At 56.3% G+C, this 15,878-nt stretch carries 17 protein-coding genes; 9 read left to right on the forward strand and 8 right to left on the reverse strand.

Going from position 1 to position 15,878, the window contains the following annotated elements:
- Both msrP and GSQ86_RS13440 read left to right on the forward strand, forming a co-directional pair.
- Positions 1–780: protein-methionine-sulfoxide reductase catalytic subunit MsrP (msrP, locus tag GSQ86_RS13435; RefSeq protein WP_158750471.1), on the forward strand; the 780-nt coding region annotated here is incomplete at its 5' end.
- The gene (locus tag GSQ86_RS13440; protein WP_158750472.1) at positions 780–1,433 is read left to right on the forward strand and encodes a sulfite oxidase heme-binding subunit YedZ; all 654 of its coding nucleotides are present in this window, start codon (positions 780–782) and stop codon (positions 1,431–1,433) included. The genes msrP and GSQ86_RS13440, both read left to right, overlap by 1 nt.
- A gap of 38 nt (positions 1,434–1,471) precedes the next feature.
- On the opposite strand, the gene GSQ86_RS13445 is transcribed toward GSQ86_RS13440, so the two are convergent.
- A complete protein-coding gene (locus GSQ86_RS13445; protein ID WP_158750473.1) occupies positions 1,472–2,647 on the reverse strand; it encodes a pyridoxal phosphate-dependent aminotransferase in 1,176 nt (391 codons plus the stop codon).
- A gap of 105 nt (positions 2,648–2,752) precedes the next feature.
- Here GSQ86_RS13445 and GSQ86_RS13450 point away from each other — a divergent pair, with 105 nt between their 5' ends.
- On the forward strand, positions 2,753–3,841 hold the full coding sequence (locus GSQ86_RS13450; protein ID WP_158750474.1) for a Gfo/Idh/MocA family protein: 1,089 nt from the start codon (positions 2,753–2,755) through the stop codon (positions 3,839–3,841).
- On the opposite strand, the gene GSQ86_RS13455 is transcribed toward GSQ86_RS13450, so the two are convergent.
- Positions 3,831–4,235, reverse strand: coding sequence for a group III truncated hemoglobin (locus GSQ86_RS13455; protein WP_158750475.1), 405 nt, complete (start codon positions 4,233–4,235; stop codon positions 3,831–3,833). The genes GSQ86_RS13450 and GSQ86_RS13455 overlap by 11 nt on opposite strands.
- Positions 4,236–4,305: 70 nt before the next feature.
- Here GSQ86_RS13455 and GSQ86_RS13460 point away from each other — a divergent pair, with 70 nt between their 5' ends.
- Positions 4,306–5,154, forward strand: a complete 849-nt coding sequence (locus GSQ86_RS13460; RefSeq protein WP_158750476.1) for a family 16 glycosylhydrolase — start codon at positions 4,306–4,308, stop codon at positions 5,152–5,154.
- Positions 5,155–5,196: 42 nt separating this feature from the next.
- Here the strand turns inward: GSQ86_RS13460 and GSQ86_RS13465 are convergent, their stop codons facing one another.
- The 3 genes from GSQ86_RS13465 to GSQ86_RS13475 form a co-directional block, all read right to left on the reverse strand.
- Entirely contained in the window at positions 5,197–6,852 is a 1,656-nt protein-coding gene (locus GSQ86_RS13465; RefSeq protein WP_158750477.1) for an alpha-N-arabinofuranosidase, read from the reverse strand.
- 105 nt (positions 6,853–6,957) lie between these two features.
- The gene (locus GSQ86_RS13470; RefSeq protein ID WP_216841147.1) at positions 6,958–7,602 is read right to left on the reverse strand and encodes a lysophospholipid acyltransferase family protein; all 645 of its coding nucleotides are present in this window, start codon (positions 7,600–7,602) and stop codon (positions 6,958–6,960) included.
- Positions 7,603–7,748: 146 nt separating this feature from the next.
- Positions 7,749–8,606 carry a GNAT family N-acetyltransferase gene (locus GSQ86_RS13475; RefSeq protein WP_254062369.1) on the reverse strand — a complete coding sequence of 286 codons (858 nt, stop codon included), beginning with the start codon at positions 8,604–8,606 and terminating at the stop codon, positions 7,749–7,751.
- Between the two features lie 269 nt (positions 8,607–8,875).
- On the opposite strand from GSQ86_RS13475, the gene GSQ86_RS13480 reads away from it, so the two are divergent.
- Together GSQ86_RS13480 and GSQ86_RS13485 are read left to right on the forward strand one after the other, a co-directional pair.
- Positions 8,876–9,103, forward strand: coding sequence for a hypothetical protein (locus tag GSQ86_RS13480; RefSeq protein WP_158750479.1), 228 nt, complete (start codon positions 8,876–8,878; stop codon positions 9,101–9,103).
- Between the two features lie 23 nt (positions 9,104–9,126).
- Entirely contained in the window at positions 9,127–9,621 is a 495-nt protein-coding gene (locus GSQ86_RS13485; protein ID WP_158750480.1) for a dUTP diphosphatase, read from the forward strand.
- A 1-nt stretch (position 9,622) separates the two neighbouring features.
- Here the strand turns inward: GSQ86_RS13485 and GSQ86_RS13490 are convergent, their stop codons facing one another.
- Positions 9,623–9,988: a cupin domain-containing protein gene (locus tag GSQ86_RS13490; protein ID WP_158750481.1), complete on the reverse strand. Its 366-nt coding sequence runs from the start codon at positions 9,986–9,988 to the stop codon at positions 9,623–9,625.
- A gap of 65 nt (positions 9,989–10,053) precedes the next feature.
- On the opposite strand from GSQ86_RS13490, the gene GSQ86_RS13495 reads away from it, so the two are divergent.
- Positions 10,054–10,842 (forward strand): SDR family oxidoreductase, encoded by a 789-nt coding sequence (locus tag GSQ86_RS13495; protein WP_158750482.1) that lies wholly within the window; start codon positions 10,054–10,056, stop codon positions 10,840–10,842.
- A 13-nt stretch (positions 10,843–10,855) separates the two neighbouring features.
- Here the strand turns inward: GSQ86_RS13495 and GSQ86_RS13500 are convergent, their stop codons facing one another.
- On the reverse strand, positions 10,856–12,121 hold the full coding sequence (locus GSQ86_RS13500) for an NAD(P)/FAD-dependent oxidoreductase (RefSeq protein ID WP_158750483.1): 1,266 nt from the start codon (positions 12,119–12,121) through the stop codon (positions 10,856–10,858).
- A 21-nt stretch (positions 12,122–12,142) separates the two neighbouring features.
- A complete protein-coding gene (locus tag GSQ86_RS13505) occupies positions 12,143–12,916 on the reverse strand; it encodes a FadR/GntR family transcriptional regulator (protein WP_158750484.1) in 774 nt (257 codons plus the stop codon).
- A gap of 146 nt (positions 12,917–13,062) precedes the next feature.
- Here GSQ86_RS13505 and uxaC point away from each other — a divergent pair, with 146 nt between their 5' ends.
- Both uxaC and GSQ86_RS13515 read left to right on the forward strand, forming a co-directional pair.
- Complete coding sequence (gene uxaC, locus GSQ86_RS13510; protein WP_158750547.1) at positions 13,063–14,451, forward strand: glucuronate isomerase; 1,389 nt, start codon at positions 13,063–13,065, stop codon at positions 14,449–14,451.
- 92 nt (positions 14,452–14,543) lie between these two features.
- Positions 14,544–15,857, forward strand: coding sequence for an MFS transporter (locus tag GSQ86_RS13515; protein ID WP_158750485.1), 1,314 nt, complete (start codon positions 14,544–14,546; stop codon positions 15,855–15,857).
- Positions 15,858–15,878: the final 21 nt, after the last annotated feature.

Genomic DNA, 15,878 nt, shown 5'->3' on the forward strand with positions numbered 1-15,878 from the left:
CCGCTTTCAACCACGGGCGAAGAACTCACTCCCTATCAATACATCACCAACTACAACAACTTCTACGAATTTGGCCCCAACAAGGACGACCCGGCAAAGAATGCCGGGAGGCTGCAGACGCGTCCCTGGACAGTGACAGTTGAAGGACTCGTGAAGAAACCGAAGACCTTCGATATTGATACGCTGCTGAAGCTGCGCCCGCAGGAAGAACGCGTTTACCGCTTCCGCTGCGTGGAAGCATGGAGCATGGTGATTCCCTGGGTCGGCTACTCACTTTCGGAATTCATCAAAGAATGTGAGCCTCTCGGCAATGCGAAGTACGTCCAGTTCCTCACATTAGCTGACCGCAAGCAGATGCCGGGTATCGGCGAGGTGAATATTAATTGGCCCTATTCCGAAGGGTTGCGCATGGATGAAGCGATGCATCCACTTACCTTGTTGACGTTCGGTCTTTACGGAGAGATCTTGCCAAATCAAGATGGCGCGCCGATTCGCGTCATTGTGCCGTGGAAGTACGGTTTCAAGTCGGCAAAGTCAATTGTGAAAGTACGCTTTGTCGATAAGCAGCCGCACACAGCATGGAACGACCAAGCTTCGAATGAGTATGGTTTCTATTCAAACGTGAATCCCAATGTTGATCATCCGCGATGGAGCCAGAAATATGAGCGCCGCATTGGCGCTCCCGTACTTAAGCAGCGGCGGCAAACACTGATGTTTAATGGCTACGGCGATCAGGTGGCGAGTCTCTATAACGGCATGGACCTGCGCAGATATTATTAATGTCAAATCGCTCGATTGTTTTCGTCAAAGTGCTGGTGCACGTTGCCTGTCTTGCGCCTGTTGCGTGGCTGGTCTTTCAGTTCTGGCGTGCCACCACGACGGTGCCCGACGCACTCGGCCCCGATCCAATCTCCTTCGTTACGTTTTTCACCGGCAAGGGTACGCTGCGCCTGCTGGTGATCTCGCTGGCCATCACGCCCGTGCGGCGCATCCTTCCGAAACTCTCGTGGCTGATCCGCTTCCGCCGTATGCTCGGGCTCTACGCTTTCTTCTATGCGTGTATTCATCTGAGCATTTATGTCTGGCTCTACTCCAACTTCAGCTGGAGCGCCATGGTCGATGACATCAGCCAGCGGCGGTTCATTACCGCAGGCCTCACGGCGTGGCTGCTACTGCTGCCACTGGCGCTCACGTCAACGACATGGTCGATTCGCAAGCTCGGCGGAAAGCGCTGGCGCGCGCTGCACCGTCTTGTGTATCTGGCCGCCGTTGCCGGAGTGGTGCATTACTGGTGGGGAGTGAAATCAGGTGTCCGTACGCCGCTTGAGATCACGATCGTCCTTGGGATTCTATTGCTGGCACGGCCTGTGCTGAGTCTTGTTTCGCGGCGATCCGGACCCCGTACTTCGCCTTCGGCTCAGGGTGCACCCTAGACCTCGTCTCGCGTAAATTATCGCAACAAATAATTACTTTAGGCGCGATAATCGCGCAACAAGTTGCAGGCCCGTTGCAAGTCTGCATCGCGCTTGGCAAAGCAAAAGCGGAGGATATTTTCGCCACGGCCTCCAGTAAAGAAGGCGGTTCCTGCCACGCCTGCGACTCCAGTACTTGCCAGCAGATTGCGAGCTTTCTCCTTAGCCGTGGCGCCGGGAACGGAACTCACATCAGCCAGCACATAGTACGCCCCCGGCGGAATCGATGGAGTGAACCCGGCATCCTGCAACGCACCACAAAGCAAATCGCGCTTCGCCTGATATTCGACGGCCATTTCATTGTAGAACGTGTCCGTCATCTCCACCAAACCAGCAGCAGAGCCGTATTGAAACGGCGAGGGAGCGCAGACATAGGTCAGATCGTGAAAGTATCCGATCGATGCCAGCCAGCGCTTGTTCGCCGTAAGGTATCCAATACGCCACCCGGTAATGCTGAAAGTCTTTGAAAGCCCGGAAATCGTAATCGTGCGCTCAGCCATTCCCGGCAGCGACGCCGGCGAGATATGCTTCGTGCCATCGAAGAGAAAGTATTCGTAAATCTCATCCGTCAGAATAAAGAGATCATGTTCTTCCGCCAGAACCGCTATCTGTTCCAGCTCAGAGCGGGTGAAAACCTTGCCGCACGGGTTCGATGGCGAGTTCACGATGATGGCACGTGTCCGTGGAGTGATGGCTGTACGCAATACATCGAAGTCAATCTCCCATGTGTGCATGGCCATGGGCACGGCTATGGGCTGAATACGCAGGCTTAAGAGCGTGTTCACGTGATAGCCATAAAACGGCTCGAAGAGCACCACCTCATCGCCGGGATCGAAGAGCGCAAGGCACGCCGCATAGAGTGCGCCCGTCGCGCCCGATGTCACCAGCACCTCAGAGTCGGGATCGGCCTGGATACCGTTATAGTGCGCAAGCTTACGCGCTATGGCCTCACGCAGTGGCGCAATTCCATCGAGGCGGGTATAGATATTATGACCATCATGGATTGCCTTGATCGCGTTTTCAACCACGGCCGAAGGTACTTCTGTATCGCATACACCCTGCGCGAGGTTGATTCCACCAAGGCGGTCGCACTCCACCGTCATCGAGCGAATCTCAGACTGCATGATGCGGGGGGAAATCTGGCTCAGGCGCAGTTTTTCCGTTGCAGTTTCCATGCCCTACATCTAATCACGAGTACGGTAAAAATAGACAGCGGTTGTAGTCCTCTGCATCTTTTCCAGTTAGTCATTAGTCTGTAGAACAAGTACGAGGAGACTTTCATGAACCTGAATCGTCGGCAATTCAGCGTGCTGGCAGGCGCGGCACTCGCGGCACAATCTCTTCCAAACCTCAGGGCGCAGGCGGAAGACCGCCGCATCGGCTACTGCATCGTCGGCCTCGGGCGCATATCCATGGATCACTTTATGCCGGCGGTAAAGTTATCGACTCAATCAAAGATCACCGGGATCGTCAGCGGCCATCCCGACAAAGCCCGCAAGATGGCCGCGCAGTACGGCGTACCGGAAAACTCCATTTACAGCTACGAGACCTGCGACCAGATACGTGACAACAAAGCGATCGATGCCGTCTACATTGCGCTACCCAACAACATGCATGCCGAATATACGATTCGCGCTGCGAAGGCGGGCAAACATGTGCTGTGCGAAAAGCCAATGTCGACCAGCGTGGCCGACGCGAAGGCGATGATCGAGGCCTGCAAACAGGCGAATGTAAAGCTCCTGATCGCCTATCGCTGCCAGTACGAGCCGACGAATCTGCGTGCTATTGAACTCATTCGCAGCGGCAAGCTGGGCACTGTGCAGGCCATTGAAAGCGCAAACGGTTTTAATATTCGCGCTGGCGAATGGCGCCTGAATAAGAAGATGGCCGGAGGCGGTCCGCTGCTTGATGTGGGAGTCTACTCATTGAACGCCTGCCGTTATCTCACAGGCGAAGAGCCGGTAGAGGTGAAGGCATACTCTTCGACCATTGACCATGATGGCCGATTTAACGAAGTCGAGGAGAACACCTCGTGGGCGATGAAGTTTCCCTCCGGCATTTTAGCCAGCTGTAACACAACCTATGGAGCCAACATGAATGGCTGCTATCGTGTGCATGGCTCGAAGGGCGTGATCGATGTGGAATCAGCCTTCGGCTATCAGGGGCAGTATCTCAAGGCGAGCTTCGATGACAAGACGAGCCTGGACGAGCCAAATCCCGCCAAGGACCCCTCGCATTTCATCCGCATGGGCGACTACTTCAGCAATTGCATTTTGAAGAATGAAACACCCAAGACAGCAGGCGAAGAAGGCCTGCGCGACATGGAATGGATGAGCAAGATTTACGAATCGTGCGGGCTTAGTTTGTAGCGGACAGTGAGGCGTGGTATTGGTCAACGGTCGCCAGAATCCGTTCGGCCATGCTCTCCGCCTTGCGAACAAACAGGTTGGCTGTCTCCGTAGGGAAAAGCCCTGAGGTAGTCTGCTTCCAGATGGCGAGCCAGCGATCAAAATGTTGCAGGCCAAGACGCGGCAGCATCAGATGCACCATCATTGGATTGCCTTTGTACCGTCCGCTCGTAAGCATCAGTGACGACCAGAAATTGCGCATCGTTTGAAGGTGCGGGCCCCATTCATCACCAACAGCATCGGCAAAGATCGGACCAAGGAGCTCATCCTTGCGCACGCGGGTATAGAAACGATCGATTAATAATGAAATCGACTCTTCGTTCACCCCGTCCGGCTTTAAGAAAGATACAAGCATGCCTATACGATGATACTTCGTCCGCGCGGATGAAGTATTTTTGATATCGGCTTATTCACTGATTACAACCATGAAGCAAACCCGAACCTTTCTTATCTCGATTCTGATGCTGCCGCTTCTTGCCGGCACGCTACATGCGCAAGTCCAGCACGAGCAATTGGTCTGGAGCGATGAATTTAACAGCACATCATCACCAACCCCGCCGAATTCATCGAACTGGACATTTGAGACCGGCGGCAATGGCTGGGGAAACCATGAACTCGAGACGTATTGCGCGTACGACTCTTCCCAGCCGCCCTGTGATGCTGCGAAGCCGAATGCTTTTGTCGGTGGCGACGGCTATCTTCACATCGTGGCACGCAGCGATGCTCAGGGGCAGTACACTTCAGCGCGGCTGAAGTCTGAAGGACTGCAGAGCTTCCAGTACGGGCGGATCGAATCGCGTATCAAAGTCCCTAAAGGACAGGGGTTCTGGCCTGCTTTCTGGATGCTTGGCGACAGCGAGACGACCGCCCACTGGCCAGCGTGCGGTGAATTGGACATCATGGAGAACATCGGCAAAGAGCCGGCAACAATTCACGGCTCGATCCATGGAATCGGCTTCATCGGAACGCCAATCAGCCTGACTTATACGCTGCCAAAGCAGCAGGCATTCGGCGATGACTTCCACATCTTCGGGCTGATCTGGTCGCCGGGGAAGATTCAGTATTATGTGGACGATCCCGCGAATATTTATGCGAGCTTCACCCCGGCAGATCTACCCAAAAACGCAGTGTGGCCATTCGATAACGGAAAGTTTTTCTTTCTGCTGAATTTTGCCATTGGCGGCGACTGGCCAGGGAATCCGGATGCGGCGAGCAAGTTTCCGCAGGACATGCTGGTGGACTATGTGCGTGTCTATGCGATGAGCAAAAAATAAGCCCCACACCCTGCGTGCAAAGTGCGGAGCCGGGAGCCGTCTCTAAGAAAGCATAATTGCCAGCTTGCTCACAGACATAGGGGGCACCCTGAAACTCACTGTCGATCCGTTCGCCGTTGCCTGGGCTGATTTCGCCCGCACCGCGTCCGGCTGCTCGAAAGTATTGTGCGCGTGGATATCGCCCGCAGCCAGCACGGTCGCCGTCACCGACGCAGTGCTGCCTCCGCGAATGGCGATTTGGGTATCGCGCTCATCGGTTAAATGCGGATTCACGACGGTCAGCGTCAGCTGCTTGCCCTTCACCGATGCCGACCCCATCAGGCCGGTCAGATCCCGCTGTACGGAATGCGGGCCTCCGCCGCGTTGTGGCCCCCAGCGATCCGGCTTCTGAATGTCGTTGAAGCTAATCGACGGCGCAGCGATCTCAGTGCGTACGGCCTGCGCTCCCTGATGCGCCGCATACATTTCAAAAACATCGAAGTTCGGCGTCGAGATGAACTTATCTTCGTGCGCCAGGAAGAGCGAATCGATGCAGTTGATAAGCTGCGCGCAATTTCCCATGCAGACTTTTTCCGCATGGCGGTTGAAGATATCGAGAGTAAACGCGGTAACAATGGCGTCGCGCATCGTGATCTGCTGACCGAAGATGTGCGTGGGATCGACCTCGGTTCCCGCGCCGTACCATGGGCCATATTCATCGACGACCAAGCGCGTGTGATGCTCGCGATCAAAGACGCCCATCGCGATCCACATGTTCTGGATGATCTGCTCGGTCGATGTTCCCTGATAGAAGAGTGAGTACGCATCCTGATCGTTGAAATTCAGGGCTTCGAGCTGGTTGGTATAGTTGTGCACTGACCAGCCAAAGGGCGGATGAATCGGCCGGCGATGCAGGATGTCTTCGAAGAACTGCGTAGTCCAGTCCACGTCGTCCTGGTTTGGTCCCGATGCTACGTACTTTAGACCGACGCCATATTCCGGCACCCAGGCGGTAAAGCGACGGTATTCGTTGGAATACTCTTCTGGCGTAAACGTTCCCCCGCAACCCCAGCTCTCGTTGCCAATGCCCCAGTAGCGAACGTTATAAGGATCAGGCGAACCAGCCGCGGCGCGAATGTCGGCATAGGTGGTGCTGTGCGCGGGCGAGTTGCAGTATTCCACCCACTGATCGAATGAGAGCGGCGGCAGGCTGCGCAGATTTGCTGCGACATACGGCTCCGCATTGCTCAGCTTGCAGAAACGGACGAATTCATCGGTACCAAAGGTGTTCGGCTCAAATTTCTGAACCGAGTCGTTTGGCAGCTTGCGCGCCTGGCCATCGTCGACCCAGAAATTTGTGCGGCGCGGACGTTTGTCACGCGGGCCGATGCCGTCCTTCCAGTCGTAGCTGTCAGCAAAGCAACCGCCCGGCCAGCGAACGACCGGAGCCTTGATCGCTTTCAGCTTCTCGACGAGTTCTTTGCGGATTCCGCCGATATTGGCAACCTTCGATTTTTCCCCTACCCAGACACCGTCGTAGATCACCCCCCCAAGATGTTCTGTAAAGTGCCCATAGATTTCCGGCGCAATCGTGGCAATCGGCTCGTTGACCAGGACCTCGATATGCGCATCGGCCGTGGCGGCAAGGGCTCGATTGCGAAGCAAAAAGTAGGCAGAGCCAGCCAGAGCGCTGGTTTTCAGAAACTCACGTCGTTGCATGCATCCCTCAAGTGTGGCGGTGGGCTCGCGAAGAGCCTGCCCGAGAATGAGAAAACATTTACTTGAATTTCGTCAATAGCTCTTTCTCGTCCATTTCTATCCATCCTACCGAACGCTGCCGGCAACAGTTGTTTTTTGCTGGAATTCTACTCGGGAATCCATAACCGAACGGAGCCGTAAACGCGCCACCCGCTCCCAACACTCGCTCGCCGCATGCTTACGTGAAGAGTAGACACGCGGTCTTGCATCGAAACGCAGTCTGGCATGCGCATTCTTTCGGCCCATCGCCCCAAGTAAATGCGGGAGAAATTTCAGATCTCCGTAGTAGCAGAAATCGGCCTCACTGGCATCGTCCGCGCCGAAGCTGATGGCAGACGCGCTGACAGCGGATTCAGCCTCAACCGCTGGCTCGAAGAGGAAGGAGTGAAACGGCAGCAGCGTGGAACCGTCTGTGCTGGTGCCTTCCGGAAACAACACTACCGTCACTCCCTGCCGCAGCGCGTATTCAATTTCAATGGCCGTTTCGGTGGCGCTCGATCGATTCCCTCGCTGGATGAAGATTGTTCCTCCGTATTCTGCCAGCCGTCCTACAATCGGCCACGCGCGGACATCCGACTTAGAGACGAAAATACGTGGACCCGCTGCGGCATGCACCAGGATGTCCAGGTAGCCGAGATGATTGGAGACCACCAGGCCAGGCGCTGCGGGAGGGTCTTCTATACTGACTGAAATCGCAAGGCGGCGAAGCATCAGAGAGCACGATGCGCTCATCCAGTGGGCGCGGTCAGCAAGCGTAAGGGAGCCTTTCCGCAAGCGCAGCCAGCCAAAACGCAAAAATAACTCGCCAAATGTCACTAATAAGGCAGCCAGGCGCAAACCACTGCGACAAAAGCTTCTTATTGTTCTCCGTCCGGTAGAAATCGGTTCCTCGCAGCGGGCGTCAACTGTCGCAGATCCAGCAGGGTCAGAAAGTCGATGGTGCCGAATTCCCTGTCCCAGGCTGGCTCCCCGCAGATACGCGCTCCGACACCAATATACGTCTTCAGCAGTTTAGGAATCTTCGAATTTTGTGGCTGGCCGCTCCCGGTCGGTAGTCGGTATCCCGGCGTTGGCCAGGTGCAGAACTGCGAAGAAGCAAGAAAAGGCTGCAGCTGGCCGTAAACGGCCCACCCCTCCGCCGGATCCTGCGAATTCAGGGAGGAGCAGCCAATCAGATAACGGAGCCCGCGATATCTGCAATACTGCGCAATCCCTCGCCAGAGCAGCGTCAGCACTTCGCTGGAGCGATGATCACAGTCTACCGACGCCCGTCCCAACTCCAGCACCTGTTCCCGCAATGGCTCATACGCGGCAAAGTCAAACTCACGCGCACTGTAATATCCGAAACTTCTCGCCGCTTCGCCGCCCGACTGCATGCGATAGGTGCCGACGACCTTCCCGGAGGACCGATCTTCCACGATCAGATGGTCACATACATAGTCAAACTGGTCTTTATCTATTCCGGTCGAATAGGAAGAGATAAGCCCCTCTCCAAGTTCAATATTAAAGACCTTGAATCGGAGGCGACACGCAGCTTCGCGTTCCGCTTCAGACGCCGCGAGCCGGATGCCATATCGTCCCAGTTCACCGGAAATATGAACCGGAGACGTGACGGCTATCGCCGTATCTGCGATCAATTCCCTCGGATACTCCGGAGAAATGGAAGTCGGAGCTGTGGCGTTGCCAGTCTGCGAAGGGCGCGGATAGGTGAGCACGCCATCATCATGCTACGCAAACAAGAAATCAACTTTACAGATCAGAGAAAAGCCTGCGAATTCCTGATAAATGTCCCACCAAAGCCATGATTGAGCGACGTTGTTTCCGTTCAGAATGGGCCGTGTTGTGCAACTATCTAGGTCGCAGAAGCAACTCAAAGTTATACCTGAAGACCGGCGAACTTAGGGAAAACCAATCACGTTGGGTAATATGGATGAAGGTTTCCCAGCCTGTACTTGAATGACTTCTATCGAGGATAAGAGAAAAAATGACAAGAGAAGAAATTGTTGCTGCAATTGACGAAGAAATCCAGCGCCTGGAGAAGGTGCGCGCGCTTCTGCAAGGCTCCGCCAGCAGCAAGATATTGGCATCGGGCGCAATCTCGCCCGTCCGCAAAAAGCGCCAATTGAGTCCTGACGCGCGTAAGCGCATTGCCGACGCTCAAAAGCGCCGCTGGGCCAAGCAAAAGAAACAAGCCAACTCGGCTGCGAAGTAGCAAGGGAGTAAAAACCTGCACCGATGATTAAGGTACAGCTATTGCACCCCGATGCACGCGTTCCCAGCGTGAACTATGCCGGCAGCGACCTGGGCTTCGATCTTTACTCGATTGAGGACATCACACTCGAGCCAGGCGTACCGGTGAAAGTTAGAACCGGTATTGCTGTCGAAGGTCCTGAAGGACTCGGCTTCGTTCTCGGCGACCGCTCTTCGATGGCGGCCAAAGGCGTTACCTATGCCGGAGGCCGCATCGATGCTGGATACCGGGGAGAAATCCTGGTCTGCCTCGTCAATGTAAACCAGCCGAAATATTCGCTCGATCTGGTCCGCGACGCACAGGGCGCTGTCACGGATGTGGAACTCAGGCGGACAGATGCCAGTGTTCCGATCCGCAAGGGCGATAAGATCGCGCAAATGTCCCCTTTCCAGTCCATGACGCATCTGGAGATTGACGCAGTCGAAACCCTCAGCGATAGTACGCGTGGCGCAAAGGGCTTCGGCTCAAGCGGCAGGTAAGTTACTTTCGCAGATAGGCATCGGTTCCCTGGATCCAATCCGCTCGTGGCGGGGCAAATACGTCGAGGTCGATCGTATCTTCAAGAGCCTCGGCGCTATGCTTCACGTGGGGAGGAATGACAAGCATTTCTCCCGCAGCCACAGTCACAACCTCGTTGCCGTTAAGAATAAAACGGAGCGCTCCTTCGAGAATGTAGCTGATCTGTTCATTGAGATGACTGTGCTCAGGAACGATGCATCCTTTGCGCAGCAGCAGCCTCGCCAGCATCGCCTGTTCCCCATGAACGAATTGCCGCTCAAGTAGCGGGTTCAGCTGTTCGACAGGCACGGTTGAAAGACTCGCATGCTTCCATCCACTTGATGACATTCAAATGCTCCTTGGTGGCTATTCCGCCCCCATCTTACTTGAAGCTCCGATAGTATAAGAGCCACATGGACACAGGACTGAAAGACCGCGTCGCCATCGTTGCCGCATCGAGCCAGGGCATCGGCAAAGCCACAGCTCTAGCCTTCGCCGCAGAGAGCGCTCATCTGGCCATCTGCGCACGGCAAAAAGAGCCACTCGAAGCAGTCGCGCGCGAAGCTTCAGAACGCTTTGGCGTAAAAACATTCACGGCTGCTTTTGATGTGAGCAACGACGCTGCCGTCCGCAGCTTTGCGCAGGATGCTCATCATCACTTCGGCAGGCTCGATGTCTGTGTCACAAATGCAGGCGGGCCTCCAGCCAAGCCATTCCTCTCCACCACCATGGATGAGTGGGAGCGCGCCTGGCAACTGAACCTCCGCAGCATCGTTTCTTTCGCGCAGGCGGTATTGCCTTTCATGCAGCAGCAAAAGTGGGGACGCATCGTAACCCTCACCTCTTACACCGTGAAGCAGCCGGTACCGGAATTAGTTCTCTCCAACTCCATCCGCGCCGGCGTCATGGGCCTGGTGCGCTCGCTTGCCGGCCAGTTCGGTCCTGATGGAATCACTGTGAATAACGTAGGACCCGGCTTCACTGCGACCGACCGTTCCCGCGAAATCATCGAAAAAAGAGCGGCAGCCAAAGGAATCACTTTTGAAGAAGCTGAACGCGCCATGGCGCAGGAGATTCCTATCGGCCGCATGGCAACACCGGAAGAAGTGGCCGCAGCCATTGTCTGGCTGGCATCGGTACCTGCAGCCTCAGTCACCGGCCAGACGTTGCTCGTCGATGGAGGCTCGTATCGCGGTCTCTAGTTCTCGTTGAGAATCACTTAAGTATCTGCTTCGCCGCCCGCAGCCCTGAACCCAGAGCGCCGTGCACTGTTCCCCAATGCCCGGTGATGTCGGTGTGTTCACCGGCAAAATACAATGTTCCCTCCACTGGAGCAGTCATCGCCTCGGATGCACCCAACGCGCCAGCAGGGGCATAGCTGTACGCACCCAGGCTGAAAGGATCGTGCTGCCAGTCATGCGTGTGCCAACCGACTAACTCCGCTCGCAAATTCGCCTCCGGCATATGGAAGATAGTCGCAAGCATCCGCAACCCGGTCGCAGCAAATTCCTCATCGCTCATCGCAGCCGTATTTAAAGCTGAAGTGCCGCCCGCCCATCCCGTCAGTATTGGCGCTCGATTCGGCGCAGGAGTCCACCACACGCGCGGCAAGCCCTCGTCTGCAAACAAGAAGCCCATTCCATCTGCGCGATCTTTCCAGAAAAGGTCGCGGAAAACATATGACACCCGTCGGGCACGCCCCATCGCAAGCTGGGAAGCTGAATCGAAAATCGGCTGCGGGACAGGATCAAACACCACGCTGCCCGCCTGCAGAACACCGAGGGGCAGAGTCACCACGCACTTTCGCGCAGAAAATTCTTCCTGTGCCACACGAACGCGAACCGAGCCCCCCTGCCAATGAACAGCTTCTACCGCGCAGGAAAGACGAAGCTCCCCGCCTGCTTCTTCAAATTTCTTCAACAGGTACGCAGGCAGTGCTGCGTAGCCATCAAGAATACGAAAGGCGCGGTCTCCCTCGATTGCATCTTCCGCCTTCTGCTGGCGCGCAAGCGCCGCCGTGCCGATCTTTCGCGCATCCGCCGCGTTGAATCCTTCAACGAAACCGATCGCTGCTTGTATGGCTTCCTCGGGTAAGTGTTTCTCAGCAATCCAATCTGTAAAACTCATGTCTGGGGCGTTCTCAGAAAGCTCTTCGAGAACATCAAATGTTCCCTCGCGCGAGCATTCTGACAACGCTCCTTCTTCAAAGCACATCTGCTTGCCACCCAGCTCGTAGGTGGCCAGACCGGCTTCATCAATCAGCGACCACAAATCATCACTGCGCCCATGCACAAACTCCGCGCCGAGCTCCACCGGCAGCTCGCTCTCGCTCAGGCGTTCGGTGAGGATGCGTCCACCAACCCGCGAACGGCCTTCGAGCAGCAGCACACTCTTTTCCGCCTCGGCGAGTGCGCGTGCAGTGGCGAGTCCGGCCACGCCCGCACCGATCACAATCACGTCATATCTTTTCAATTCGAACATGCAGAATAGGATGCGGCCATCTCAGGCATCTACTGTCGGTTTGCGCCCGGCTGTCTTCTTCTTTGCCGCAATCCGTTTTGAACCGGCTTTCGATAAAGCACTCTCTTTTACCTGTGCCGATTCCGCCAGCTTCAGGTGCTTCTCCATCACTGCGCGTGCCTCATCTGCATTGCGTGAACGGATAGCACGGTATATCTCGCGATGAATCTCCGCAGCCTGCTTCAAACTCTGCGACCGCTCCACTGTTCTTCTGCGTTCCTCATATAGCGCGGCCGTGATCGTTTCCATCAGTACGGCGAGAATTGGATTGCCGGCAGCCTCTGCAATGGTGCGATGAAAGCGCATGTCATGGATCAGATATTCCTGCGGCTCATGAAATGTGGCATACATCTCCGTCACCTCTTCCGCCAGCGCGGTAAAGTGCTCGTCCCGGCCGCGCTCAGCGGCCAGCGCCGCCAGATGGCTCTCAAGAATGAGACGCGCTTCAAACATCTGCCATGGCTTGAACCCATGCAGCACACTCAGCAGCGCAAGCGGCTCTGTTCCCAGTGTTGGAGGACCGTCGGCAACGAATGTCCCCACACCGTGACGCACATTCAGCACACCCATCGCCGCCAGATGCCCGATACCCGCCCGCAGGCTTGCGCGGCTGATCTTGAGCTTCTTCGCAAAATCGCGCTCCGGCGGAATCTTGTCCCCCGGGTGCAGCGTTCCATCTTCGATAAGCGAGCGGACGTGGTTGACCACCTGCATCGTAAGGTGTGTTTCGCTGTTACGGTATGCGTGGTTCGCCATATCGCCCATCTGCATGCAGCAGCTTAGCACTTCTCCGTCTCATTTACGCGCCTCTTTGCTTGACCAACAACCCTCTCGCGGCGATAGACTCAAGCGTGGTGGTCGGACCACGCCCACCATGACCCATTTCAGGAGATTCCGTGGCCATTCTTCACCCAGACCGGCTCTTTCCCGCCGACCCGGATATGCGTTCCATCGCGCGCCGTCTTTACGATTCCATCTGCGACCTGCCCATCGTCAGCCCGCACGGCCACACCGAAGCAGGCTGGTTCGCGAAGAATGAGCCTTTCCCCGATCCGACCCAGCTGCTGATACTGCCCGATCACTATCTCTACCGCATGCTCTACAGCCAGGGCATTTCTATGCAGGACCTCGGCATTCGCCAGACCGGATCCATCGATTCCCGTAAAATCTGGCGCATCTTCGCCGAACATTATTACCTCTTTCGCGGCACGCCCACGCGCATCTGGCTCGATTACGAATTTGAAATGCTCTTCGGTTTGGACCAGCGGCTCTCCGCGGCGACTGCCGATCATTATTTCGACGTTATTGCAGAGAAATTGCACCAGCCCGAGTTTCTTCCACGTGCGCTTTACGAACGCTTCCGTATCGAGGTTCTCGCCACAACCGATTCGCCGCTCGACTCGCTCGAAGATCATCGCGCTCTTCGCGAATCTGGATGGAAAGGCCGCATCATCCCAACTTTTCGCCCTGACTCTGTTGTCGATCCCGCCTTCCACGGCTTCCGCCAGAACATCGCAAAACTCGGCGAGCAGACAGGTGAGGATACGACAGCATGGCCCGGCTATTTGAATGCGCTGAGCAAATCACGAGCCCGCTTCAAGGCCCTTGGCGCTACCGCCACCGATCACGGCCATCCAACCGCGAACACTGCCAATCTCAGCACCGCCGAAGCCGAAAAACTTTTCGCCACGGTCCTTTCCGGCAATGCAACTGCCGCGCAACAGGAACTCTTCCGCGCGCAGATGCTCACAGAAATGGCGCGTATGAGCGTCGATGATGGACTCGTCATGCAACTGCACCCGGGAAGCTTTCGCAATCACAATCAGAAAGTCTTCGAACTCTTCGGACGCGACTCGGGAGCCGATATTCCCACTGCAACCGATTACGTCCACGTCCTCAAGCCTCTGCTCGATCTCTTCGGCAATGAGCCGTCTTTCACCTTCATCCTCTTCACACTCGACGAATCCGCCTATAGCCGCGAACTCGCGCCGCTCGCCGGACACTACCCATGCCTGCGTCTCGGGCCTCCGTGGTGGTTCCACGACAGCCCCGAAGGCATGCTGCGTTTCCGTGAAATGGCAACTGAAACCGCGGGCTTCTACAACACCGTCGGATTCAACGATGACACCCGCGCCTTTCTTTCCATACCTGCGCGCCACGATGTCGCCCGCCGCAGCGATTGCGCTTTCCTCGCGCGTCTCGTTGCCGAGCACCGCCTGAATGAAGATGAGGCCTTCGAGCTGGCGCAGGATTTGACCGTAAATCTCGTCCGCAAAGCATACCGCCTGTAGAGACGTACACCGCATTCGTCTTGTCTACGTGTATGCGGCGCAGATATAACCAAGCGGAAGCTATTTTTTGTACAAGAAGCTGATAGACGTCTATGACTGCCTCCGGCAATTCGATCAATCAACAATACGTCGCCGATGATCCTTTGACTTCGCGGCCACAAAAGAGCCACGTGCGCTGGACTGTCTGCGCCATGCTCTTCGCCGCCACCTCGATTAACTACATGGATCGCCAGGTGCTCGGCATTCTCGCTCCCGTGCTACAGCACAGCATCGGATGGACCGAGGCTCAATACGGTTACATCGTCAGCGCATTTCAGTTCGCCTATGCCATCGGCCTCATCCTTGCCGGGCAGATGGTCGACCGCTTCGGCACACGCATCGGCTACGCCATCGTCATGGGCATCTGGAGCATCTCGGCGATGTGTCACTCTCTCGTGAACACCGCGCTTGGCTTCGGCGTGGCGCGCTTTTTTCTGGGCCTGGGTGAATCAGGAAATTTTCCCGCAGCGATCAAGTCCACGGCGGAGTGGTTCCCGCAAAGCGAACGCTCTCTTGCCACAGGCATTTTCAATTCGGGCACAAATGTCGGCGCTATCCTTGCCCCTGCCATCGTCCCCTGGGTCACGATTCGCTATGGATGGCGCGTTTCCTTTCTCATCACAGGGGCTTTCAGCGCAGCCTGGATCATCTGGTGGCTCACGCACTATCGCAAGCCGTCTGAGCATCCCAAGGTCAGCCGCGCCGAGCTTGAGCTGATCCATCGCGATCCGCCTCAATCAGCTGCAAAGCTTCCGTGGAAGAAGATCATCGGCTACCGACAGACCTGGGCGTTTTCGCTCGCAAAATTTCTCACCGATCCCATCTGGTGGTTCTATCTCTATTGGCTGCCGAAATTCTTCGATGCCCGCTTTCATCTCGGCCTATCGCATCTCGGCCTGCCCCTGATCATCGTCTACAACGCATCGGCAGTCGGCAGCATCGGCGGCGGATGGCTGCCCTCTTTCATCCATCGCAGCGGCATGTCAATGGTGAAAGCGCGCCTGCTCACCATGCTGCTCTTCGCCTGCGTCGTCACCCCGATCTTTTTCGCCAGCCGCACCAATTCCGAATGGGTCGCCGTTGGCCTGCTCAGCCTCGCCGCCGCCGCCCACCAGGGCTGGTCGGCGAATCTGTTCACCACTGCATCCGATATGTTTCCCAAGAGCGCCGTCGGCGCTGTCGTCGGCATCGGAGGCATGGCAGGCTCTGTGGGCGGCGTGCTCTTCTCGCTCAGCACTGGCTGGGTGCTCCAGGTGACGCACAGCTACTCGTCCCTGTTCGGAATCGCAGCCAGCGCGTACCTTATCGCATTGCTGGTGCTTCGCATGCTCGCGCCGGGATTGCAAAAGGTGGAAGTTCCTGCGTGAGCGGGATGGTCTGACCACGGC

Origin of the sequence: Acidobacterium sp. S8 (genome assembly GCF_009765985.1) — a bacterium.
Taxonomy (GTDB): Bacteria; Acidobacteriota; Terriglobia; order Terriglobales; family Acidobacteriaceae; genus Alloacidobacterium.